Consider the following 22,376-nt stretch of genomic DNA (forward strand, 5'->3'; position numbering starts at 1 on the left):
GTCGGATGCCCGGCGGGCCCGGATTGTGACGCAGAAATCAGTCACGTGACGGGAAAACCCGGCGGACCTGCCGATACGAGGTGTATCAGCAGGTCCGCGGGCTCATTTGGTCCGTACTATCGGCCCGTCAGGGCGGGCCTGCGGCCGGCTCAGAAGCCGAGGCTCCAGGAGTCGACGTAGCCGGTGTCACCGCCGGCGTTGTCGTTCACGCGCAGCTTCCAGGTGCCGTTCGCGAGCTCCGAGGAGGCGTTCACGGTGTACTCCTGGTTGATGTTGTCGGTGCTCCCGCCGGCGCGGTTGTGCACCGTGTACACGGTGCCGTCGGGGGCGACGAGGTCCACCTTCAGGTCACCGATGTAGGTGTGGACGATCTTCACGCCGACCTTGAGGGTGGCCGGGGCGTTGCCGCTGACCCCGCTGACGGTGATCGGGCTCTCCACGGTGGTGTTGTCACCGATGGCGAAGTCCGCGGTGTTCTCGAAGGCCGGCGTGGTCGGGGTCGAGGTCACGGCGGTCACCGCGGCGGCCGCGTCGGCGAGGCCGGCGCCGCAGCCGCCGGTGCACGTGCCGGCGAGCGGGCGGGCGCTGGTCTTGACGGCCGACTCGACCTGCGCCGGGGTGAGCGAGGGCTTGGCGGCCACGAGGAGCGCGGCGAGGCCCGCGACGTGCGGGGCGGCCATGCTGGTGCCCTGGTACGGCTTGTAGATCTCGGCGCCGGGGGTGGTGGTGCCACCGTTCAGCGAGGAGAGGATGCCGTTCTCCGGGGTGGTGACGGTGCCGGGCGTGTCGGTGGCGCGGCGGGTCTCACCGCCCGGGGCGGCGACGTCGATGATGGCGCCGAAGTTGGAGTAGAAGGAGCGGTCGCCCGTGCGGTTGGTGGCGGCCACGTTGATGACGTTGTTGCAGCTCGCGGGCGAGAAACCGGCCGCGTCGGCGTTGCTGTTGCCGGCCGCGACGACGACGGTCGTACCGCGGGCGACGGCGGCGTTGATGGCGTTCTGGTAGGTGGCGGTGCAGGCGCCCGAGCCACCGAGGGACATGTTGATCACCTTGGCGGGGGTGGCGTTCGCCGGGACGCCCGCGACGGAGCCGCCGGAGGCCCAGGTGATGGCGTCGACGATGTCCGAGGTGGCACCGCCGCACTTGCCGAGCACGCGGACGGGCTGGATCTTCGCGTTGTACGCGATGCCCGCGACGCCCTTGCCGTTGTTGGTCGCGGCCGCGATGGTGCCCGCGACGTGGGTGCCGTGCCAGGAGGAGTTGCTGGCCGTGGAGCCGGTGCCGCACTCGCCGGCCGCGCTCCAGTCGCCCTGGTCGGCCGGGTTGTTGTCGCGGCCGTTGCCGTCACGGGCGGCGGTGGAACTGCTGATGAAGTCGTAGCCGGCGACGACGTTCGGGGCGACGTCCGAGTGGGCGACGTAGCCGGTGTCGATCACGGCGACGGTGACGCCGCTGCCGGTGGTCTTGTCCCAGGCGGCGGGGACGTTCATGCCGGCGGTGGGCTCGAAGAGGTCCCACTGCTTGGCGTACTCGGTGTCGTTCGGGGTGGCCAGCGCGTAGGCGCGGGAGTCCGGCTCGACGTACGCGACGTCCGGGTCGGCGCGGAACTGGGCCATCACGTCGGCCGCGTCGGCGGCGGCGAGGGGAGCGCCGAGGGTGACGAGGGCGGCTCCGGTGCCGAGGCGGCGCTCGAACCGGGTCTTGTCGGCGCCCTTCTTGCCCGCCTTCTTGCCCTTGGCGGCGGCGTCGGCGGAGGCCGCGTCGTTGGAGCTGGCCTCGGTCGCCGAGGACTTGTATCCGACGATCAGGTTCTCGACCGGGGCGGCCGCGGTCGCGGCCGTCGCGGCGGCGGGGGCGGGGTCCGCGGTGGCCAGCGCCATGGCGGTGGTGGCGGAGCCGGCGAGCAGGGTGACGGACATCGCCACCACGGATATGAGCCTACGTCTGGGTGCGTGCACAGTGTTCCCCTTCGCGGGCCGGTTCCGGGCAGGCCGGAGCGGCCGGTTTTGTGCAGTGTGGGAGGTGTGTCGGCGACCACGGCGCCGGGACGGGCTGGTCGAACCCGCCCCGGCCACCGCTGCTCGCCTCGCTGCCCCGGCCGCGACGTCGGGGCGGGGCAGCGGCGTGCCGACGAGGAACCCTGCCGTTCTGCTTCGCACCATGTGGGGTTGGTACGCGGGCAGTTGGGCCGGGGAAGATCGCCGGTGGGCAGACAGTAGGCAACGCCGGGATGAACGCGATACGGGGAAAACCCTTGTCCGCCCCCTGGGGCACCCCCCGAGGGGCGCTCCGCGCCGAAGGCCGTTGCGCGACACAACCTAGAGCTCTAGCTTTCCGCCTAGAGATACTAGGAGGAGGGACAGCATGGTGCGCGCAGGGATCACGGTCGCCCGGCTGACGGAAGCGGCCGCCGCGATGGCGGACGAGTCCGGGCTCGACAAGGTCGGCCTGTCCGCGCTGGCGCGGCAGTTCGGGGTCAAGGACGCGAGCCTGTACTCGCACGTGCGCAACCTGAGGGAACTGCGCGTGCGGATCGCGCTGCTGGCCTCCGAGGAGATGACCGCGGACATCGCGGCCGCCGTGGCGGGCCGCGCCGGCAAGGACGCCCTGGTGGCATTCGCCGACGCGTACCGGGAGTACGCCCTCGCGCACCCCGGCCGTTACGCGGCGACCCAGATGCGGCTCGAGGCAGAGGACGTGGCCGACTCCGTCGGCTTTCGCCGCAGCGTCGAGCTGACCTACGGCATGCTCCGCGCCTACGGGCTCACCGAGCCGGACCTGACGGACGCGGGCCGCCTGCTGCGCAGCACCTTCCACGGCTACGTCCACCTGGAGCTGAGCGGCGGCTTCGGACACTCCCGCGACGTACGGGAGTCCTGGTCGCGCTCGCTCGACGCCCTCCACGCGGTCCTGGAGAACTGGCCGCCCCGACCCGATGGGAGCACATGATGACCCGCGTCCGGACCGGCACGCTGAAGGTGCCCGGAGCCACCCTGCGCTACGAGAAGCGCGGCAGCGGCCCGCTCCTGCTGCTGATCCCCGGTGGCGGCGCGGACGCCGGCCTGTTCGAGGGCATGGCACCCGCCCTCGCCGCCCGTTACACCGTGGTCTCCTACGACCCGCGCGCCCTGTCCCGCAGCCCGCTGGACGGCCCGCTCTCCGACCAACGGGTCGAGGTGTGGAGCGACGACGCGCACCGGCTGCTCGAACTGCTCTCCCCGCACGAGCCCGCGTACGTCTTCGGCTGCAGCTCGGGCGCCGTCGTCGCACTGGACCTGCTGGCCCGCCACCCCGGGCGGCTGCGCCGCGTCGTCGCGCACGAGCCGCCGCTCGTGGAGGTCCTCGCGGACCCCGCACCGCACCGGCGGCTCTTCGCCGAGGTGCGCGGGACGCTCCGCGAGCGGGGGGTCGAGGCCGCGATGGCGCACTTCGCCGAGGGGCTGGGGGAACGGCCCGCGGAGCGGGCGGGCGAACTGCCGGCGGACATCGCCGAGATGCTCCCCCGGATGCTCGCCAACATGCCGGTCTTCCTGGAGCACGTGCTCTGCGCGTTCACCACGACCGTGCCCGACGTCACCGCCCTGCGCGGCTCGGCGGACCGGCTGCTGCTGGCCGCCGGGCGGGACTCGCGCAGGGCGGCGCCGCTGTACGGTCCGGCCGCGCGGCTCGCCGAACTGCTCGGCAGCGAACTGGTGGAGTTCCCCGGCGGGCACGTCGGCTGCACCGAGTACCCCGGGGAGTACGCCGAGAAGCTGGCCGGCCTGCTGGTCTAGCTGTGCGGCGGGGAGGCGAGTTTGCGGAAGTAGGTCCAGCTCGTCTCGTTCGGTTCGCTCCACTTCTCCGGGGCGTGGGCGAACTCCGGGTGGTGGGCGGCGACGTACGCGCGCGTGCGCTCGGGGACCTCGGCGTACGAGGACAGTTTGCGGCCCCGGCAGTGGAAGGTCAGCCCGCCGGGCCGCTGGCCCTGTGCCATCCAGGGAAGCCACGGGGACATCCGCGTCCACGACATGGTCGACGGGACACTGGGCGCGTCGGTGGTGAGGACGGACGCGGGGGCGAAGAACTGGAACATCTCCAGTGCCCGGTAGGTGTCGTCCGCCGAGTTTTCGGGGAAGTCCGCGACCGGCAGCGGCGAGGGGTAGGCGAGCGGGACCTCCAGGCTGAAGCAGACCTGATCGCCGAGCTCCGTCATGGGGACCGGGAACGGCCGCCACCTCTGGTTGGCCGGGTCGTTCCACACGTGGATCACCGGCTCGTCCCGCCAGGTCTCCAGGATCGCGCGGGTCTGCGGGTCGAGGTAGAACGCGGCTTCCCGGGTGAGGAGCTGGTACGTGCCCGGCGGCTCGTCCGCGGGGGCCAGCAGCCGGGCCACGTTGATCCCCTCGAAGCCGAACAGCCGCTGGTAGGGCTCCCCCGGGGCCCAGGAGTACACGTCGCCCGTCCACCAGAAGGTCACCTCGTCGCCGTCGAGCGAGGCTCGGGTCCGGGCGAGGGCATGGAGCAGTTCGGCGGGAGTCATACCGCGTACTCTGCGCCGTCCGCGTCCGCCCCGGCAAGGACCGGCATGGCCAACACGTGCGGCGCCGCGGCGCATTCACGGCGGTCGCACGGCCGGGGCGGTGCCCGCTCCGCGGACGCCAGGTTGACGGCTGCGGCGGCCACCGGCAACCGTGATCGGCATGGGGAACGAACACCGACTGCTCACGCTGCTCATCTGCCTGGTCCTGGGCGGCGGACTCACCGCCGCCGTGCTCGGGGCGCGGGCAGCGGGTCCGCGGGCGGGCGCGCACCCAGCGCACCCCGCGCCCGGTGACCGCGTGGACATACGCGACGTCCCGCGCGGAGCGGAGGTGGCCCGGGCGGCCGGGCCCGACGCCTCGGCGGGCTCGGTCTCGGTGGACTGCGGCCGGGGCGAGGAGGGGCACTACAACGAGGACAACCTGGTGGTGTCGCCGGGGCTGCGCTCGGGCGCCCACCACACGCACGCGTACGTCGGCAACCTGTCCACGGACGCGATGTCCGACGAGGCCTCCCTCGACGCGGCCGCCACGAGCTGCCGGGGCGGGGACCGTTCGACGTACTACTGGCCGGTGCTGCGCCGGCTGGACCGGCCCGGCGCGCGCCCGCACGAGGGCTCGGCCGGGCACGGCAACACGGGCGAGATCCTGCCCGAAGCCTCGGTATCCGTGGAGTTCCGCGGCAACCCGGTGAGCAAGGTGGTGCCGATGCCCCGGTTCCTGCGCGCGATGACCGGAGACGCGGTGGCGTACACGGCCGGCAGCGACGCCGACGTCCGGGCCCGCTGGGGCTGTTCGGGCTTCCCCGACCGGTCCACCACCCGCTACCCGCGCTGCCCCCGGGGCGACCGCGTCACCCGTACGCTCGTCTTCCCCAGCTGCTGGAACGGCCTCGACACCGCCAGTCCCGGGCACCGCTCGCACCTGCGCTTCCCGGCGGAGAACGGGGTCTGCCCGCAGGGCACCTTCCCGGTGCCCGAGCTGCGCGTCTCCCTCGGCTACGAGGTGCCCCCGGGCGTGCCCGTCGCGCTCGACTCCTTCCCCGAGCAGCGGCACAGCCCGAAGACGGACCACGCGATGTTCGTGAACGTGATGACCGGAGCGCAGATGTCCCAGGTCGTGGACTGCCTCAACGAGGGCCGCGCCTGTCGTACTTGAGCGCACGCACCGTCGAGCGCCGGCCGCGTGACGCGGGTCACGTGAACCGGGCCGGTCCACGGCGCGTGTTCCGACCGCACCACGCAAGCGAAGAAGACGGAGAGGGTGAGATGGCCGGACCACTGTGGCCCCGCACTCGGCGGGGCTCGACCGACGAAACACTGATCAGGTCGGTGTACGAGGAGCACGGCCACGCCCTGCTCGCGTACGCCGCCCGGCTGACGGGGGACCGGGCCGCGGCCGAGGACGTCGTACAGGAGACCCTGATCCGGGCCTGGCGGCACTCAGAGGTCCTGGTCAACGGAAAGGGCTCCGTGCGCGGCTGGCTGCTGACGGTGGCCCGCAACATCATCACCGACCGGTACCGGGCCAAGGCCGCCAGGCCGCCGGAGGTCTCCGGTTCGCCGGCCACTCCCCCGGTGGAGGCGGACCACGCCGATTCCGTGGTGGACACGATGGCCGTGCTGGGCGCGCTGGACCAGTTGTCCGCGGAACACCGCGACGTGCTGACGGAGTTGTACTACCGCCAGCACAGCGTCGCCGAGGCCGCGGACAGCCTCGGCATCCCGGCGGGCACCGTGAAATCGCGCTCGCACTACGCGCTCAAGGCGCTGCGCCAGGTCTTCAAGGACGGCGCCGGCGCGAACCGACCGGGCAGGCCGCCCCAACAGGCCGCCGGAATGCAGGAGGTGGTGGCATGAACGGGCAGCGGCACGAGGAGGAACTGCTCGGCCCGTACGTTCTCGGCGTCCTGGACGACGCGGACGTCCACCGGGTCGAGGAGCACGTGGCGGGCTGCGTGCAGTGCCGGGAGGAGGTGACCGCGTTGCGGGAGATGGAGGCCGCGTTGGGCGAGGTGCCCGCGGAGGCGTTCCTCGACGGGCCGCCGCCGCAGGGCGGTGATCTGCTGCTCCAGCGCACGCTGCGGCAGATGCGGGGCGAGCTGGCCGGTGCGCGGCGACGCCGCCGGGGCGTGGCCGGGTTGGCCGCGGTGGCCTCGATGGCGGCCGTGTTCTGGGCCGGGGCGCAGTGGGGCGGGAGCGACGGCGGCCCGGTGGCCCTGCCCCCGCAGCCGTCCCCGACGGTGTCGGCGCAGCCGACCGCACCGCCTGCCGGGACGCGGGTGGCCTCGGCCACGGATCCGGGCACGGGCGCGCGGATGACCGTACAGGTGACCCCGGCCGCGAAGTGGGTACGGGTGCACGCGGCGGTCGCGGGAGTACCTGCGGGCCAGCGGTGCCGGCTGGTGGTGGTCTCCCGCGACGGCACGCGCACCACCGCGGGCGGCTGGGTCGTGGGCAGCCAGGGGAACGGCGAGTCCAAGGGCGCGGCACTGGACGGTACGGCGGCGGTGGACCCGGGAGACGTCCAGGCGATCCTCGTCGAGAACGAGGCGGGGCTGCAGTTCGTGTCCGTACCCGTCTAGCCGAGCGAGGACGGGAACGCGGCTAGGCGGCACGGCGACAACGCGGCAACGCGGCAACGTGACAGGGCCCGGGAGCATGTCCAGCTCCCGGGCCCCTGCTTGCCACCCAATTGCGCACACCGGCGGCTTTTAAGAGTCGCGGATCAGTGTGAGATCGACGTGTTCTGCCTTTGAACTACCGCGCCACGAGAAGAGGCGCAGGAGGGACTTGAACCCCCATCCGTCGATGTTCGTCCGCGCTCGGTCGATCCGGTGTTCGGCGGCGAATACTGAGACTGGAGCGAGAATCTGAGTTTTACGGGGCCGCCTCTGCCAGGCTTGGGCCACCCCGGCTCGTAGTGCCGGGGGAGGGATTTGAACCCCCATCTGACACCCCTTGTCAGCTTCAACATCAGTTTCAGCTTGCGCTCTCGCGCACCCCCGCTCGCACGGGGGCGATCACGGGGCTACCTGAACAGGTAGCCGAACACCGCGTCGCCGACCCGCTGGTCGGTGACCTCGGTGTTGTTGGCCTCCTCGCGGGCGAACTTGACGGCCTGCTGGAGCTTCTCCACGCGGTCGAGCAGTTCGTTCACCCGCCGGGCCGGCAGTGCGCCGGAGAACTTCACGGTCGTCCAGTACCCGACGGGGACGTCCTCGTAGTACACCTCGACCTGCGCCGGATGCTTCTCCGTGGCCTCGGCCTTGACGTGGTTGCGCGGCACCTTCTTCGTCCGGATCGTCCGCACCGGCTCCGTCTTCCAGGAGTCCGTGGACGGGTCCAGGTTCCAGGACTCGGAGGCGTCCAGCACCGGCAGCTTGCGCACGAAGGTGTGCATGTCCGTGAGCTGCTTCTCCAGGAAGAGCAGGTACGGTACGGGCACCTGCGCCAGCAGGACCGCCCCGTCCACGACGACGTCCGCGGCGGCCGAGCGGTTCGCCCAGTCCTTCGTCGCGGTCACGTCGAACAGCCGCGTCAGCGTCCCCGCCATGGCCCTCAGCACGTCCTCGGCCTTGACCTGCACCCGCGTGGACTCGGGCGGCAGCTGCTCGCCCTCCTCGTCCTTGGGCTGGTACGTCCGCGAGATCCCGGCCAGCAGGGCGGGCTTCTGGACGTCGTGATGAGCCTGGGTGAGCTCCTGGAGGGACTTGGACTTGACGCCCTTTTCCACTGCGATGATCTGATTCAGCTTCGGCACGCGGTGAACGTAGCAGCCCCCGGATCGGCGCCACATCCGAATTACCGCCGCTTACCCGCTGCTTACCGCTGCTTACCGCCGAGGTCGTGGACCGATCATCACATTGCGGTCCATGACATCCTGTGACGTCACAACTCGCCGGACGGGATCGGCGGACGACCGGGGAACTTGGGGAAGGTCGATGAGGCTCTGCTTCCTGGTGGAGGAGCACTACCGCCGCGACGGCATGCCGAACGAGGTGGTCCGACAGCTCCTGGCCTGGGGCCACCAGGTGGATGTGGTGCGCCCCGGCGGTTCACTGCTGCGCATGGCCGAGGTGATGGGTGCGGGCACCCATGACGCCTGGGTGCTCAAGACGGTCTCCGGCGGCCCCGGGCTGACGCTGCTCGAAGCGGCCGCGGCAGCCGGGATGACCACGGTCAACGACGCCCGCTCGATCCGGGGCGTACGGGACAAGGCGCTGGCCGCCGCCATCGGCCGCGGCCGGGGGCTGCCGCTGCCGCCGACCTACGCCGCCGCCCGGCCGGAACTGCTGGCGGAGATCCCCGCCGGCGAGTACCCGCTGGTCGTCAAGCCCGCCGACGGCAGCTCCGGGCGGGGCGTGCACCTGGTGTCCTCGCCGGAGCGGCTGGCGGCGATGCTCCCGGAACTGGCCGGCGAGGGCATGCTGATCGCCCAGCCGTACGTCCCGAACCCGGGCACCGACATCAAGGTGTACGGGGTCGGCGGGGAGCTCTTCGCCACCGAACGCTGCTCCCCGCTGCATCCGGACTCCTCGGTGAAGGAGCGCCGGGTGCCGCTGTCGGCCGAGGTGGCCGCCATCGCCGCGCAGGTCGGGGCGGTGTACGGGCTGGACCTGTACGGGGTGGACGTACTGCTGGGCCCCGACGGGCCGGTGGTGGTGGACGTGAACGACTTCCCGAGCTTCCGTCAGGTGCCGGACGCGGCGGCGCGGGTGGCCCGGGCGGTGCTGGAACTGGCGCGGACCGGCGGATCGGGGGGCGCGCGAGACACGGGCGGCGTCTCGGGAGGCGTCTCGGGAGGCGTCTCGGGAGGCGCGGGTGTCCCGGCCGGCCCGCAGCCCGCGGTACTCCCCCGTCAGCAGGGCCTGCCGGGGGGCATCCCGCTCCAGGTCGCGGCGGGGGCGGGGGACGGCGGATGAGGATCGGCCTGATCACCGACAACCCCGGGCACCCACTGCTGTCGGCGGCCACCGCGCTGCTCACCGCGGAGCACCGGGTGGAGGTGGTGGATCCGGGCACGCCGGACGGCGCCGGGCGGGCACTGGCCGACGTATACCTGCTGAAGGCACACACCCCGCGGGCGCTGGTCCTCGCGCGGGAGCTGGAACGGCGCGGGGCGCCGGTGGTCAACTCCGCAGCCGCGACCACGCTGTGCCAGGACCGGACGCAGATGGCGGAGCTGGCCGTGCGGGCCGGGCTGCCGTTCGCGGCGACCCGTACCTTCGACGCGCTCGCCGCGTGGGCCGCGGGAACCTCGCTCCGCTCCCCCGTGGTCGTCAAGAGCCGCCACAGCCGCCGGCAGGACCTGGTCGCCCGCGCCGACGACACCGGGGGGCTCCGGTCCCTGGCGGAGGGCTGGCCGGACGAGCCGGTGGTGGTCCAGGAGTTCGCGCCCAACAGCGGCTGGGACCACAAGCTCTGGGCGATCGGGGACCGCGTCTTCGCCGCCCTGCGCCGCTCCGAGCTCTCCCCCGAGGGCCGCGGCCCGACCCTCCCCCTCCCTCAGCCCCCGCCGGGCTGGGCCGAGCTGACCCTGCGGGTCGGCGAGGTGTTCGCCCTGGACGTCTACGGCGTGGACATCATCGCCACGGCCGACGGCACCCCCCTGATCGTCGACATCAACGCCTTCCCCGGCATCCGCGACCAGCCGGGCGCCCCCGAGACCCTGGCGGAACTGACCCTCGGCCGGGCCGCCGAGGCGTAGAGCCGGCGGCCGAGGACCGGACGGGGGAGACGCCTGGTGTCGCCGCGGCGCGGGGGTGGCGGGCGCGGGGAGGATCGGGGGATGGGCATCGTCGCGCCGGTCCTCTTCGCGCTGTTCGCGGCGCTCAGCAATGCCCTGGCCACCGTGCTCCAGCGGCGGGCCGCTCTCACCGTGCCGCAGAGCGACGGGTTCCGGCCGGGGCTGGTACTGGATCTGATGCGGCGGCCGGTGTGGGTCGCGGGCATCGTGGCCGTGATCGCCGCCGGGGTGGGGCAGGCAGCCGCGCTGGCGACCGGTCCGCTGGCCCTCGTACAGCCGCTGTTCGTACTGGAGCTGCCGCTCGCGCTGCTGATCGCCTCGCTGGCGGTGCGGCGGCCGCTGCCGGCGGCGCTGTGGCGGGCGGTGGCGGCCGTGGTGCTCGGCCTCGGCGTGGCGATGGCCGCCGCGTCGCCGTCCGGGAACCGTACGCACGTACCGCTCGACCGGTGGCTGCCGGCGCTGGCCGCCTGTGGGGCCGCGGTGGCGCTGCTGGCCTGGGCCGGGCTGCGGCGGGGGCCGGGCCGCGCCCGGGCGGGCTGCTTCGGCGCGGCCACCGCCGTCTGCTACGCGCTCACCGCCGGCCTGATGAAGTCGGCCGTGTTCGTCCTCACCGACGACGGGCTCGGGGCGTTCCTGACCGCCTGGCAGACGTACGCCTTCGCCGCCACGGGCATCTGCGCGCTGCTGATGCTCGAACACGCCATGCAGGGCGGCCCGCTGGTCGCCTCGCAGCCCGCGCTGACGCTGGGCGACGCGACGGTCAGCGTGGCGCTGGGCGTGCTGCTGTACGAGGAGGACCTGCGCACGGGCTGGTGGCTGCTGCCCCAACTGCTGGGCGTGGCGCTGATCTGCGCCGGCGTCCTGGCCATGGCCCGGATCCCGCCCGCCGAACAGGAGGCGGGGTCTGGTGGACTGGCGACATGAAGAGCCTGCCGCAACGCCTCCTCGGGGCGCTCGAACGTTTCAACGCCGCGCACCCGTGGGACCACAACGCCCACTACCACCGGTGGATCCTGCGCCAACTCCCCCGGCGCGTCGAACGGGCGCTGGACGTGGGCTGCGGCACCGGCGATCTGGTCCGGCGACTGGCCGTGCGCGCCGACGCCGTGCACGGGATCGATGCCGACCCGGCCATCGTGGACCGGGCCCGGGAGCTGACCGAAGCCGCGGCCGCAGCCGCAACCGCCGGCCCGGGCGCCGCCCCGGGGCGGATCGCCTTCGACGTCGCGACGGCGCCCGCCGGCATACCGCCGCTGTCCTTCGACGCCCTCACCTGCGTGGCCACCGTGCACCATCTCCCGTTCGCCGAGGCCCTGAACGCCTTCCGCAAGCACGTGGCCCCCGGCGGAACCCTGGTGATCGTGGGCCTCGCCCGCGCGGACACACCGGGCGACCACCTGCTCGGCGCGGCCGCCATTCCCATGAACCTCGCCATGGGCTGGATCAGGAACAAGGGCCGCGCGGTGCACGTCCGGCCGGTCTCCATGACCGCCCCGACGCGGCCCGCGAGCATGACCTTCACGGAGATCACGAGCACGGCCCGCACCGTGCTGCCCGGCGCGCGGCTGCGGCGTCGGCTGTTCTGGCGCTACACGCTGGTGTGGCGCAACGACTAGCGTGAGGCGGGGGCTGGTCGAGCGGAAGGTGGACGGCGTGCGCGCGGTGGTCTTCGAACGGTACGGCGAGCAGGCCGACGTCCGGGAGGTGCCGGACCCCCGTCCGGGCCCCGGCGGGGTCGTGGTGCGGGTCGAGGCCACGGGGCTGTGCCGGAGCGACTGGCACGGCTGGATGGGGCACGACCCGGACATCGTGCTGCCGCACGTCCCGGGGCACGAACTGGCCGGCGTGGTCGAGGCGGTGGGGCCCGGGGTCGCCAACTGGCGGCCCGGGGACCGGGTCACCGTACCGTTCGTCTGCGCCTGCGGCAGTTGCGCCGACTGCGCGGCCGGGCAGCACCAGGTGTGCGCCCGGCAGACGCAGCCCGGATTCACGCACTGGGGGTCCTTCGCCGAGTACGTGGCCCTGGAGCACGCCGATGTGAATCTGGTGGCGGTGCCCGAGGAGCTCTCGTACGCGACGGCGGCCGGCCTGGGCTGCCGGTTCGCTACGGCCTTCCGGGCCGTGGTCGCACAGGGACGGGCGGCGCCGGGCGAGTGGGTCTGCGTGTACGGCTGCGGCGGAGTGGGGCTCTCCGCCGTGATGATCGCGGTGGCGGCCGGGGCCCGCGTGATCGCCGTCGACACGGCGCCCGCCGCGCTGGACCTGGCGCGGAAGTTCGGGGCGGCGCACTGCGTGGACGGCGCCGCCGAGGATCCGGCCGCCGTCGTACGGGAGTTGACCGGCGGGGGCGCGCAGTTGTCGCTCGACGCGCTGGGTTCGCCGGTGACGGCGGCGGCTTCGGTGGCCGGGCTGCGCAGGCGCGGCCGGCACGTACAGGTCGGGCTGCTGCCGGCGGCGGGCGGGGCGGCGGTGCTGCCCATGGAACGGGTCATCGGCTGGGAACTGGAGATCCTCGGCAGCCACGGGATGGCGGCGCACGCCTACCCGCCGATGATGGAGCTGGTCCGGTCGGGAGCACTGCGCCCGGACCTGCTGGTCACCGCCACGATCCCCCTGGAAGCGGCCCCCGCGGCCCTCGCCGCGATGGGTTCGGCCCCGGGCGGCGGGGTCACGATCATCCGCCCCTGAGTACGGTGCGCCGGCTCCCGGGCCGACCTGGTCCGAGACGGGACTGAGGCACACCCCGGGGCCGCGGCGGTCAGGCCACGGGTACGCGCACCCGGACCGCGGTGCCGAACCGGTCGGCCGTGACGGTGAGTTGGCCGCCCGCCTCGGCCGTGAGCAGTCGCACGATCAGCAGCCCGCGGCCGTGCTCGTCGTCCGGGTCGACCTCGGCGGCGGGGTCGGGCAGCCGCGGCAGCCCGGGGGCCCGGTCGGCCACCTCCAGTTGCAGCCAGCCGCCGCCGAGGCGGGCACTGACGCGCATCCGGCCCGGGGCGGCCGCGTGCAGGACGACGTTCGCGACGAGCTCGCTGACGGCCAGCAGCAGGACGCCCGCGGTGTCGTCGGCGACCTCCCAGCCTTCCAGCAGGGCGCGGACACGGGCCCTCAGCAGCGGCACCGTGGCCGCGGTGGGCTCGGCGGTCCAGCGCGCGAAGACCCGGGCCGGGGCCTCGGCGGCCGGGGCCGGCGTAACGACCAGACCGACCGGGTCGACCGGACCGACCGGGTCGACAGCGCCAGTCAGGACGGCCATCGGGGTCGCGGGGTGGGTGACGGTGGTGGTGTACATGGCGTGCTCCCAGAGGGAGGAGGGCGACGCGCCGCCTGCTGTCTCGAGTAACTGTCCCGGAAGTCCGACTGGATGCGGGCTTGTGGTCAGCGGAAATGCGTCGCTAGAGTTGTGATTACACGTGTAACACGTTAAGCCTCTCCCGGTGCCCGCGCAAGCATTTCGGACAAACGTTACGAAGCCTGGGCCCGCACCGGACCCGCCGGCCCCCGCGGCCGCGCCGAATCGGAAGGGCCGCAATGACGCAATCTCCTCCCACCACGCCCGGTGTCCCCGGGCTCCCCGACCCGGCCGACATGACCTGGCCGCCCCCGCCCTACCGACCCCCCGTACCGGCCGTGACGGACGAGCACGGGGTACGCCACTTCGACGGCATCACGTACGCCACCACGCCCGGCTACCGCCCCCGCCTGCTCGACGTACGGCTGCCCGCCGGCGAGGGCCCCTTCCCCGCGGTCGTCTGGATCCACGGCGGCGGCTGGCTGGAGGGCGACCGCCGCTACCCGCCGCCGACCGTGCCCGTGGAACTGCTGCACGGCTCCGTCCTGGCCGCCGGGCTCGCGCTCGTCTCCATCGACTACCGGCACAGCCTCGAGGCCCCCTTCCCCGCCCAGCTGCACGACGTGAAGGCCGCGATCCGCTACGTCCGCGCGCACGCCGGCGACCTCGGCATCGACCCGGACCGCATCGGCGTCTGGGGCGAGTCGGCGGGCGGCCACCTCGCCGCGCTCGCGGGTGTCGTAGGGCCGGACACGGCGGACGCCGCGTTGCTGGAGGGCACGCAGGGCGTGGGCTCCGGCGAGAGCGGCGTACAGGCCGTCGTGGACTGGTACGGCGTCTCCGACCTGGTCGCCCTGGCCGACCACCCCATGCCTCCGATGCCCTCCGCGGTCGAGTTCCCCGACCCGTACGAGGCCCTGCTCGGCGGCACGGAGGCGGAGCGGCCCTCGCTGGCCCGGGCCGCGAGCCCGGTCACGTACGCCGGGGCTCCGGGACTGCCGCCGTTCCTGCTGATCCACGGCACGCACGACGGGCTGGTCCCGTACAGCCAGAGCGAACTCCTCGCCGAGGCGCTGGCGGGTGCCGGGGGCGAGGTGACCCTGCGCCCCGTCGACGGGGCCGACCACATATTCCTCGGCTCCCCCGACATCGTGCGGATCGTCGGGGAGAGCGTCGAGTTCCTCGCCCGCCACCTGGGCGCGAAGGCCTGACCCGGCGTTCGAGCGGTCCTGTTCCACCGTGGGGGCCGGCCCGGCCGCGCCCCCACGGGTACGTCGATCACCACGAGCCGCGTCCGCCCCTGCGGGTGCGGCCCCCGAGAGGCACTCATGTCCAGGAATCCCGTCACCTCCCGCGGCCGGGCCGGCGCCGCAGCCCCCGCTCCCCTCCCCACCCCGGCGCCCGCCCCGGCGCCCGCCCCTGCCCCGGCGCCCTCACCGTCCGCGCGGAGGAGCCCGGGCACGCTCGCACTCGGGCTGCTGCTCCTCGCGGGCGCCGGGCTGTCGGCCCTCCTCGTCCGGCCGGACACCGCGCACCCGCCCTTCCAAGGCATCGACGACCGCTGGCTGTCGTGGACGGGCGGTCCCCACGACGGGCTCCCCGCCGTGGTGGCGGCAGCCCTGAACTGGTTCGGCGCGCCACCCGGGGCCGTCGTACCGCTCGCCCTGCTGGTGCTCCTGCTCGTACGCGGGCGCTGGGTGTCGGCGGGGTTCCTGCTCGGCGGCTACCTGGTCGGCAACATGCTCGTCGTCCAGGGGCTCAAGCACCTGGTGGACCGGCCGCGCCCGGAGGATCCGCTGGTCCGGGTGGACCACGGCTCCTTCCCGTCCGGCCACGCGGCCGGGGCGGCGCTGCTCGTCGTGATCGTCGGCGCGCTGCTGGTGCCGGTCGCCCGCCGGCGGGCTTGGTGGGCGGGGGGCGCGGCCTTCACGCTGGCCATGATGTGGAGCCGTACGTGGCTGCACGCGCACTGGCTCAGCGACACCGCCGCCGGGGCGGCCGCGGGGGCGGGGGCCGGGCTGCTGGCGTGGTGGCTCTTCGGCCCCGCGCTGGCCCGGGAAGCGGAACGGGGACAGGGCCGAGGACAGGGACAGGGACGAGGGCACGGAGCGGGACGCGGGCGGGAACGGAACCGGATGCCCGAGGCGGGCCGCGACCGTCGGGGGGCGGCCGCGGACACCCCGGAGCCCGCGCGGCACTGACCGGCGGCGGGACGCCTGAGGGGCCGGGGGGGGGTGGGTTCCCCCGGCCCCTCAGGACGTACCGCGGTGGACCAGGACCGCCTCGGTGGGCTGTACCGGCTCCGTGGTCCCGGTCTCGACCAGCTCGTGCAGGGCCCGTGCGATCTGCGCGGCCGCCGGCAGATCCAGCCGGACGGTGGTGAGCGGGGGCTGTTGCAGCGCGGACAGGATCAGGTCGTCACAGCCCACGAGGGCCACGTCATCCGGTACGTCGATGCCCTCGGCCCGCAGCGCGTACTGCAGCAGGGCGGCGTACTCGTCGTTGTAGGCGAAGACCGAGTCCAGACCCAGGCTCGGCCAGCGCCGGGCGAGGGCCGCCGCGGACTCCCGGGTGTAGCCGAGCTCCACCGGCGTGACCGTGGCCATGTGCCGCGCGGCGACCGACTCGGCGCCGGCGAGGCGGGGTTCGGCGAGCGTGGCGAGGCCGCGCTCCTGCGGCATGACCACGCCGATCCTGGTCCGGCCGCGGGCGATGAGGTGCTCGGCCGCGGTCGCGCCGATGCGGGCGTGGTCGAAGCCGATGGTGAGGACGTCCGGGACGGGGCGGGCGCTGAAGGCCAGCAGAGCGCGTACGCCGGCGCGGCGCAGGAGTTCGGCGGCCTGGGCGGTGAAGTGGTCGCCGTCCAGGGCGATGACGGCCGCCGGGCGCAGTTCGGCCCAGGCGCGGGCGGCCTCGAGCGGGTCGGCGAAGCGGCCCGCGTGGAGGACCGCCGTGTAGCCGAGACGGTCCAGTTCGGTGTTCAGGTCGTCCACCCAGTCGCTGGCGAGGCGGCCGAACGCGGAGATCGACGCGGGCATCAGGACGAGGTTGCTGCGGCCGGCGCGCAGGGAGCGGGCGGCGGCGTGCGGGACGTAGCCGAGCTGCGCGGCAGCGTCGAGCACCCGGGCGCGGGTGGCGGCGCTGACGCGGTGGCCCTGGGTGTCGTTGAGCACGAAGGAGACGGTGGCGCGTGACACCCCCGCCAGCCGGGCCACGTCTGCGCTGGTGATCGTCGCGGGGGTGCGTGTCTGCCTGGGCATGTGGTCCTCGTCTCCCTGTGGCCGACCGACGCCTTCGCATCCAGGTTACACGAGTTAGATCACGGGGGCCGGATCACTCCTGGTCAGCGCCGTCGGCCCCGGCCCCTGGGGCGGCCGCCCGGCCGGCCGACTCGTGCAGCCGGCGCGAGGGTCCGGCGAGATCGCCGAGGGCCGCGACGACGGAGTCGAAGCGCATCGTGGTGCGCGTGTCCTTCTCGTACGGGTCCCACCGCGGCATGGCCGGGTGGTTCGGGTCGCCGGTGCGGACGAAGGCGATCCACGCCTCGTGCATGGTGTGCGCGAGGCCGTCGCGGGTCGCGGGGGCGAGGCCGGCCAGGAAGGGGGCGTGCGACCACTGGTCGAAGTTCGCGAAGACGAAGGGCAGTTCGAGGCAGTGCGCGGCGCCGAGCCGGCCGTCGAGGGCAGGGGTGGGGAGATCGAACTGGTAGGCCCAGACGGGGCGGCCCGACTCCGCCCTCCGCTCCGCGAGCCGGACGGCGGGGACCCGGAACAGCTCGTCCGTGATGAGGTCCATGAGCACGTCGGCCGGACGCGCACCCGGCCGGGTGCGCTCGTACGCGGCGTACGCCTCGGGGGCGGCTTCGGTACCGAAGGTGTCCGCGATCCGGTCGGTCACCTGCTCCCGGGTGGCGGCGGCGTGGCCCGGGTCCAGGGCGAAGCCGAAGTTGGCCTCCTCCCGCGTCCACCCGATCATCACGTCGATGTCGGCCGCGGCGCCGTGGAGCAGGGATTGCGCCGGGTGGCGGGCGACGGCCGCACCGTCGATCACGGGCAGGAAGGGCGTCGGCCAGTAGCCCCAGCGCGTCGTCAGCGCGAAGAGGCTTCCGGTGACGCCGGCCAGCGCGGGCCAGGGCAGGGCGCGGAGCTCCTCGACGGTCTTGGCGCCGGCGATCTCCAGGTAGGCGCCGGTGCGCTCCCGGCAGCCCTCGGGGTCGGGGAGGTCCAGGCCGAAGGGCGGGCTCTGCAGGATCACGCGGCGCATCAGCCCCGGGGCCTGCGGGTGGCCCGCGAGGGCCGCGGTGGACATGGCGCCGCCGGACTGGCCGGCGACGGTGACGGCGTCCGGGTCTCCGCCGAAGGCGGCGATGTTCTCCTGCACCCAGCGCAGGGCGGCCAGCTGGTCGGTGAGCCAGTGGTTGCAGCCCCCGTCCTCGACGTCGAGAGCGAGGTAACCAAGAGCCCCGATACGGTAGTTGACGCTCACCACGACGAGGTCGCCATCGCGTGCGAAGGTCTCGCCGGAGTAGTTCGGCAGCGATCCGGAACCCGAGACGAAGCCTCCGCCGTGGATCCAGACGAGCACCGGGCGGGGAGCCGCGTCGGGTGCGGCGGCCTCGGGGGTCGCAGGGGCCGCAGGGGTCGCGGGGGTCCAGACGTTGAGGGTCAGGCAGTCCTCGTCGAACGGCGGCGACCCGTGTCCACCGAGGACGGGGTCGCCGCCGTCCATGTACATCTGCGGCGCGCTGGGGCCGTCGGCGGTGGCATCGCGCGTACCGCTCCAGCCGGGGTGCGGCTGCGCGGGTCGCCAGCGGAGCTCGCCGACCGGGGGCAGGGCGTACGGGACGGCCCGGAACACGGCGACCCCGTTCTCGATCGCACCGCGCAGCCGACCTGCGGGCAGTTCCACCACCGTGGGGTCCGGGCCTGGGTTGTGAGCCATGCGCAAATCCTTCCTGGGCGGCGCGTCGGACGCACGCCGACCCGATCGAGATTATGGCGTAAATTATGCGACCGTCAATGATTCGCGATATTCCTCCGCTCAGAGCCACAGACTGTTCGAGGCGGCGCGCTCCGCCTCGGCCTCCAGCAGGCGCGCGAACACCCGCCACAGCAGCAGGCAGACGCCGCCGCCCGCGAGGGCCCCGGCGAGGGTGTCGCTGAGCCACTGGGCGTGCAGCCAGGTACGGCTCCACATCATGGCGAGCACGTACGCACCCCCGGGCAGCCACCACCAGCGGCGGGCGCGCGGCGGGAAGAGCACCACTGCGGCGGCGATCACCAGGGTGACGGCGCTGAAGACCTGCCCCGAGGGGAACGAGCCGTCGTTGACCAGGACCCACGGATGCGGCGGACGGGGCCGGTCGACGAGCTGCTTGAGGGGCAGGACCAGCAGGAGGTCGGCGCCGATGGCGGCGGAGAAGACGAACAGTGCCGACCGCCAGCGCCCGTAGACGCAGAGGCAGCCGATCAGCGCGAGCGGCAGCACCGTGCCGAGGGGGCCGCCCAGCCGGTCGAGCAGTGTGGCGAAGGTGGCGGCGGCCCCGCGCGGCGAACCGATCACCCAGGCGGCCCACCGGTCGTCGACCCCCTGGAAGAACGGGACTCCCCCGCCGGACAGCAGCAACCCGGTCACCAACGAGCCGAGCAGCAGAGCGGATCCGGACACGACCGCATGCCGAGGCGGCGCCGCAGGAACGTGGTGCCGGGGCGGCCGCGAGGGCCGCGGCGGGGCGGCGGAGGGCGAGGAGTACATGGCGGACCTTTCGCGAAGGCTCCCGGCACTGGGGACGCGCGGGGAAACGCGGAGCGGAGCAACCCGGGACTGGGACGGTGACGGTGGACGCGGAGCGGAACCGCGGTAGCGCTGCCCAGCCCCACGGAGCGCCGCGACCCGGAACGGAACGGTCGACGCGGAACGCGGAACAGGGGACGCGGAACGGTCGACGCGGAACAGGGGACGCGGAACAGGGGGAAGACGGGCACGAATGACGCGGAGCGCCGGAACTCGGCGCACCGAAGCCGCGGGCGGGGTGGGCGGCCGGGCCGGGGCGCTCCGAGCAGGCCCGCCACACTGCGGACCACCGGGCGAGGCGCCAGCCCGTACGGCAACGCCCGCGACACACCCCTCCCGGCGATGGCCAGGGGGTGCGAGCCGCGCCGGGGTGCCACGCACCCCGACGGTGGCAGAGCCGGCGCGACGGAGTATTGCGGAAGCGTGACCGCCGCCACAAGAGCAAGAGGGTTTCGAGACGGGATTGCCCTGGTCAGTGGCTGCAAACAGGTGGTTACACGTGCCCCACCAGGCATTCACCCCTCGGTCACGATCTGCATAACGACTCCCCGCAAGCCCTGGCGGAGCCCCCGAATGGGTGCTACACAGTGTCCAGCGCCGCTGGTGACACGTGTAACAACATCAAGTCCGCAGCCCGGGCCGCGACACCGCTGCCACCTCCCCCGCCTCCCCCGCGTTCTCCCCGCTCCGTCCCCCGAGGAGTCGTCATGGCCACGAACGAGATCACCGACCCGCCCGCCGCCCCGCCGGCCCCGCAACCGCCCCGCCAGCGCGGGCTCCTGCCCCTGCTGCTCGTCGCCAACTCCGCGATGATGGCGGTCTACATGGGTGTCGGATCCGTCCTCCTGCCCACCCAGATCGCCGCGATCGCCCCCGATGACAAGGTCGCCGTCCTCGGCCTCATCGGCGGTATCAGCGCGATCTTCGCGACCGCCTTCAACCCCATCGCCGGAGCCCTCTCCGACCGCACCGGACGCCGCAGCCCCTGGATCCTCGGCGGCGCCCTCGCCTCGCTCGCCGGCCTCGCCTTCCTCGGCAGCGTCACCACCGCGCTGCTCGTCGGCATCGGCTGGTGCCTGATCCAGGCGACCATGAACATCTACCAGGCCGCCGTCACCGCGATCGTCCCCGACCGCGTCCCCGCGGTCCGCCGCGGCACCGCGTCCGCCCTCGTCGGGCTGGGTCTGCCGATCGGCGGCACGGTCGGCGTGCTCGTCGCCTCGCAGACCGTCGACCACCTGCGCACCGGCTACCTCGTCTTCGGCGCGATCGTCGCCGCGGCCGCGATGCTGCTGACGGCCTTCTGCCGCGACCTGCCCCGCACCGAGCCGGCCCCGGCCCCCGCCGCCCGGCCCAAGGGCGCCCAACTGGCAGCGTTCCTCTCCTCCTTGGCCCACCACGACTTCCGCTGGGCCTTCATAGGCCGCGCCCTCATGGTCCTCGGCTACTTCTCCGTCGTCGGGTACCAGCTGTACATCCTCGACGACCACATCGCCCTGCCCGGCGGTCTCTCCCCGGCCTCCGCGATGGCGGCCCTCACCCCCGTGTCGATGGTCGCGATGGCCCTCTCCACCGTCGTGGGCGGGCTGCTCTCCGACCGCTGGAACCGCCGCAAGGTCTTCGTCGGCGTCTCCGCCGCCCTGGCCGGGCTCGTCATGGCGGTGCCCGTGGTCAGCCCGACCTGGACCGGCATGCTCGTCTTCAGCGCGCTCAACGGCCTCGCCTTCGGCTGCTTCATGGCGGTGGACACCGCGCTGGTCACCCTGGTCCTCCCCCGGGCCGAGGACGCCGCCCGCGACATGGGCGTCCTCAACGTCGCGAACGCCGGGCCGCAGATCATCGCCCCGTTCGTCGCCTCCGCGATCGTCACCGGGCTGGGCGGATACACCCCGCTCTTCCTGGCCGGCGGCGCCCTCTCGCTGATCGGAGCGCTCGCCATCCTCCCGATCCGCAGCGTGCGCTGATCCCCGCTCCCCCACTCCTCACACCCACCCACCCCTGCATCCCTCCGAAGGAGCACTCCGTGAGACACAAGCGAGTTCTGCCACTGGCCGCACTGATGCTGTGTACGCCGGCCCTCGCCGGTACGACACGGGCCGCCGCCGCCCCGCAGACCGCGCCCGCAGCGCCGTCGGCGCCGCTGCGGATCCTGCTCACCAACGACGACGGCTACAACGCGCCCGGCATCCGCAAGGCTTTCGCCCGCCTGACCGCCGCCGGGCACGACGTCACCATCGTCGCCCCGCTCACCAACCAGAGCGGCACCGGCACGAAGATGGCGAGCGCTCCCGCCATCGCCGTCCAGCACCCCGAGCCGAAGGTCTGGGCGGTGGACGGCACCCCCGGCGACTCGGTGGCCTTCGGTCTGGCCGAGGTGTTCGAGGGCCGCGCCCCCGACCTCGTCGTCTCCGGCACCAACTTCGGGCCGAACCTCGCCTCCCTCGCCACCCACTCCGGCACGATCGGCGGCGCCGTCGCCGCGCTCGAGTACGGGGTGCCGGCCATCGCGCTGAGCACGGGCGGGCTCGCCGTCCCCGATCCGGTCGCCACGGTCAACGCCATGGATCCCACCGTCGACTTCGCGGTCAAGCTGATCGACCGGCTGAGGACGCGCGCCCGCAGCGGTCCGCTGCTGCCGAAGGGCGTCGGCCTGAACGTCAACCACCCGGTCATCGGCGCCGACGGCAAGGGCGTCGCCCGTGGTGTCGCCTCGACCTTCCAGGATCCGCAGGCACCGCTGCGCCCCGACTTCACCGACTCCGGTGACGGCACGTGGAAGGTGAGCGTACGGCTGAGCGTCCAGCCCGCCGCGAAGGGCGGTGACGTGGAGGCGGTGAGCGCCGACCGGATCGCCGTCAGCCCGATGAACGCCGACTGGAACACGGGGCCGGCCGATTTCGCGGTCACTTCCGCACTGCTCTCGGGACTGCGCCCGTAGCCTCCCCGGCCGGGGGGGGGCGGGGGGGGCGGGGCCCCCGGCGCCCACCCCCCCAGCCCCCCCCCCACCCCCACCCGAGTCTAGTGAA

Annotated in this window: 21 protein-coding genes; 14 read left to right on the forward strand and 7 right to left on the reverse strand. The window is 73.7% G+C overall.

Annotated elements, in window-relative coordinates; genetic code table 11:
• Positions 1 to 149: 149 nt before the first annotated feature.
• Entirely contained in the window at positions 150 to 1,919 is a 1,770-nt protein-coding gene (locus tag ACFWB8_RS27745) for a S8 family serine peptidase (RefSeq protein WP_385232798.1), read from the reverse strand.
• Positions 1,920 to 2,364: 445 nt separating this feature from the next.
• Between ACFWB8_RS27745 and ACFWB8_RS27750 the strand changes: the two genes are divergently transcribed.
• Both ACFWB8_RS27750 and ACFWB8_RS27755 read left to right on the forward strand, forming a co-directional pair.
• Positions 2,365 to 2,949, forward strand: a complete 585-nt coding sequence (locus tag ACFWB8_RS27750; protein ID WP_385232735.1) for a TetR/AcrR family transcriptional regulator — start codon at positions 2,365 to 2,367, stop codon at positions 2,947 to 2,949.
• Positions 2,949 to 3,773 carry an alpha/beta fold hydrolase gene (locus ACFWB8_RS27755; RefSeq protein WP_385232801.1) on the forward strand — a complete coding sequence of 275 codons (825 nt, stop codon included), beginning with the start codon at positions 2,949 to 2,951 and terminating at the stop codon, positions 3,771 to 3,773. The genes ACFWB8_RS27750 and ACFWB8_RS27755 overlap by 1 nt, the downstream gene beginning before the upstream one ends.
• Here the strand turns inward: ACFWB8_RS27755 and ACFWB8_RS27760 are convergent.
• Positions 3,770 to 4,519, reverse strand: coding sequence for a DUF1838 family protein (locus ACFWB8_RS27760; protein ID WP_385232738.1), 750 nt, complete (start codon positions 4,517 to 4,519; stop codon positions 3,770 to 3,772). The two genes, ACFWB8_RS27755 and ACFWB8_RS27760, sit on opposite strands and share 4 nt — an antisense overlap.
• Before the next feature lie 160 nt (positions 4,520 to 4,679).
• Between ACFWB8_RS27760 and ACFWB8_RS27765 the strand changes: the two genes are divergently transcribed.
• The 3 genes from ACFWB8_RS27765 (at position 4,680) to ACFWB8_RS27775 (ending at position 7,101) form a co-directional block, all read left to right on the forward strand.
• Positions 4,680 to 5,675 (forward strand): DUF1996 domain-containing protein, encoded by a 996-nt coding sequence (locus ACFWB8_RS27765; RefSeq protein ID WP_385232741.1) that lies wholly within the window; start codon positions 4,680 to 4,682, stop codon positions 5,673 to 5,675.
• 110 nt (positions 5,676 to 5,785) lie between these two features.
• Positions 5,786 to 6,376, forward strand: coding sequence for a sigma-70 family RNA polymerase sigma factor (locus ACFWB8_RS27770; protein WP_385232744.1), 591 nt, complete (start codon positions 5,786 to 5,788; stop codon positions 6,374 to 6,376).
• Positions 6,373 to 7,101: a zf-HC2 domain-containing protein gene (locus ACFWB8_RS27775; protein WP_385232747.1), complete on the forward strand. Its 729-nt coding sequence runs from the start codon at positions 6,373 to 6,375 to the stop codon at positions 7,099 to 7,101. Before ACFWB8_RS27770 ends, ACFWB8_RS27775 begins: the two co-directional genes overlap by 4 nt.
• 446 nt (positions 7,102 to 7,547) lie before the next feature.
• Here ACFWB8_RS27775 and ACFWB8_RS27780 read toward each other — a convergent pair whose 3' ends face one another.
• Entirely contained in the window at positions 7,548 to 8,279 is a 732-nt protein-coding gene (locus tag ACFWB8_RS27780) for a hypothetical protein (protein WP_385232750.1), read from the reverse strand.
• A 181-nt stretch (positions 8,280 to 8,460) separates the two neighbouring features.
• Here ACFWB8_RS27780 and ACFWB8_RS27785 point away from each other — a divergent pair, with 181 nt between their 5' ends.
• From ACFWB8_RS27785 to ACFWB8_RS27805, 5 genes are all read left to right on the forward strand, one after another.
• The gene (locus tag ACFWB8_RS27785; RefSeq protein ID WP_385232753.1) at positions 8,461 to 9,441 is read left to right on the forward strand and encodes a RimK family alpha-L-glutamate ligase; all 981 of its coding nucleotides are present in this window, start codon (positions 8,461 to 8,463) and stop codon (positions 9,439 to 9,441) included.
• Positions 9,438 to 10,226, forward strand: coding sequence for a RimK family alpha-L-glutamate ligase (locus tag ACFWB8_RS27790; protein WP_385232756.1), 789 nt, complete (start codon positions 9,438 to 9,440; stop codon positions 10,224 to 10,226). Before ACFWB8_RS27785 ends, ACFWB8_RS27790 begins: the two co-directional genes overlap by 4 nt.
• An 81-nt stretch (positions 10,227 to 10,307) precedes the next feature.
• A complete protein-coding gene (locus ACFWB8_RS27795) occupies positions 10,308 to 11,189 on the forward strand; it encodes a DMT family transporter (protein ID WP_385232759.1) in 882 nt (293 codons plus the stop codon).
• Positions 11,186 to 11,881, forward strand: coding sequence for a class I SAM-dependent methyltransferase (locus ACFWB8_RS27800; RefSeq protein WP_385232762.1), 696 nt, complete (start codon positions 11,186 to 11,188; stop codon positions 11,879 to 11,881). The genes ACFWB8_RS27795 and ACFWB8_RS27800 overlap by 4 nt, the downstream gene beginning before the upstream one ends.
• Positions 11,882 to 11,918: 37 nt before the next feature.
• Entirely contained in the window at positions 11,919 to 12,953 is a 1,035-nt protein-coding gene (locus ACFWB8_RS27805) for a zinc-dependent alcohol dehydrogenase family protein (RefSeq protein ID WP_385232765.1), read from the forward strand.
• Positions 12,954 to 13,023: 70 nt separating this feature from the next.
• Here the strand turns inward: ACFWB8_RS27805 and ACFWB8_RS27810 are convergent, their stop codons facing one another.
• Positions 13,024 to 13,557, reverse strand: a complete 534-nt coding sequence (locus tag ACFWB8_RS27810) for an ATP-binding protein (protein WP_385232768.1) — start codon at positions 13,555 to 13,557, stop codon at positions 13,024 to 13,026.
• Positions 13,558 to 13,796: 239 nt separating this feature from the next.
• Between ACFWB8_RS27810 and ACFWB8_RS27815 the strand changes: the two genes are divergently transcribed.
• On the forward strand, positions 13,797 to 14,768 hold the full coding sequence (locus ACFWB8_RS27815; protein ID WP_385232771.1) for an alpha/beta hydrolase fold domain-containing protein: 972 nt from the start codon (positions 13,797 to 13,799) through the stop codon (positions 14,766 to 14,768).
• A 117-nt stretch (positions 14,769 to 14,885) separates the two neighbouring features.
• Positions 14,886 to 15,758 carry a phosphatase PAP2 family protein gene (locus ACFWB8_RS27820; protein ID WP_385232774.1) on the forward strand — a complete coding sequence of 291 codons (873 nt, stop codon included), beginning with the start codon at positions 14,886 to 14,888 and terminating at the stop codon, positions 15,756 to 15,758.
• A gap of 51 nt (positions 15,759 to 15,809) precedes the next feature.
• On the opposite strand, the gene ACFWB8_RS27825 is transcribed toward ACFWB8_RS27820, so the two are convergent.
• The 3 genes from ACFWB8_RS27825 to ACFWB8_RS27835 form a co-directional block, all read right to left on the reverse strand.
• The gene (locus ACFWB8_RS27825) at positions 15,810 to 16,817 is read right to left on the reverse strand and encodes a LacI family DNA-binding transcriptional regulator (protein WP_385232777.1); all 1,008 of its coding nucleotides are present in this window, start codon (positions 16,815 to 16,817) and stop codon (positions 15,810 to 15,812) included.
• Positions 16,818 to 16,890: 73 nt separating this feature from the next.
• Positions 16,891 to 18,498 carry a carboxylesterase/lipase family protein gene (locus ACFWB8_RS27830; RefSeq protein ID WP_385232780.1) on the reverse strand — a complete coding sequence of 536 codons (1,608 nt, stop codon included), beginning with the start codon at positions 18,496 to 18,498 and terminating at the stop codon, positions 16,891 to 16,893.
• Positions 18,499 to 18,597: 99 nt separating this feature from the next.
• Positions 18,598 to 19,224: a phosphatase PAP2 family protein gene (locus ACFWB8_RS27835; protein WP_385232783.1), complete on the reverse strand. Its 627-nt coding sequence runs from the start codon at positions 19,222 to 19,224 to the stop codon at positions 18,598 to 18,600.
• Positions 19,225 to 20,057: 833 nt separating this feature from the next.
• Between ACFWB8_RS27835 and ACFWB8_RS27840 the strand changes: the two genes are divergently transcribed.
• The gene (locus ACFWB8_RS27840) at positions 20,058 to 21,314 is read left to right on the forward strand and encodes an MFS transporter (protein ID WP_385232786.1); all 1,257 of its coding nucleotides are present in this window, start codon (positions 20,058 to 20,060) and stop codon (positions 21,312 to 21,314) included.
• A gap of 59 nt (positions 21,315 to 21,373) precedes the next feature.
• The gene (gene surE, locus ACFWB8_RS27845; RefSeq protein ID WP_385232789.1) at positions 21,374 to 22,288 is read left to right on the forward strand and encodes a 5'/3'-nucleotidase SurE; all 915 of its coding nucleotides are present in this window, start codon (positions 21,374 to 21,376) and stop codon (positions 22,286 to 22,288) included.
• Positions 22,289 to 22,376 lie beyond the last annotated feature (88 nt).

Source organism: Streptomyces sp. NPDC060031 (assembly GCF_042736805.1).
Classification (GTDB): Bacteria; Actinomycetota; Actinomycetes; order Streptomycetales; family Streptomycetaceae; genus Streptomyces.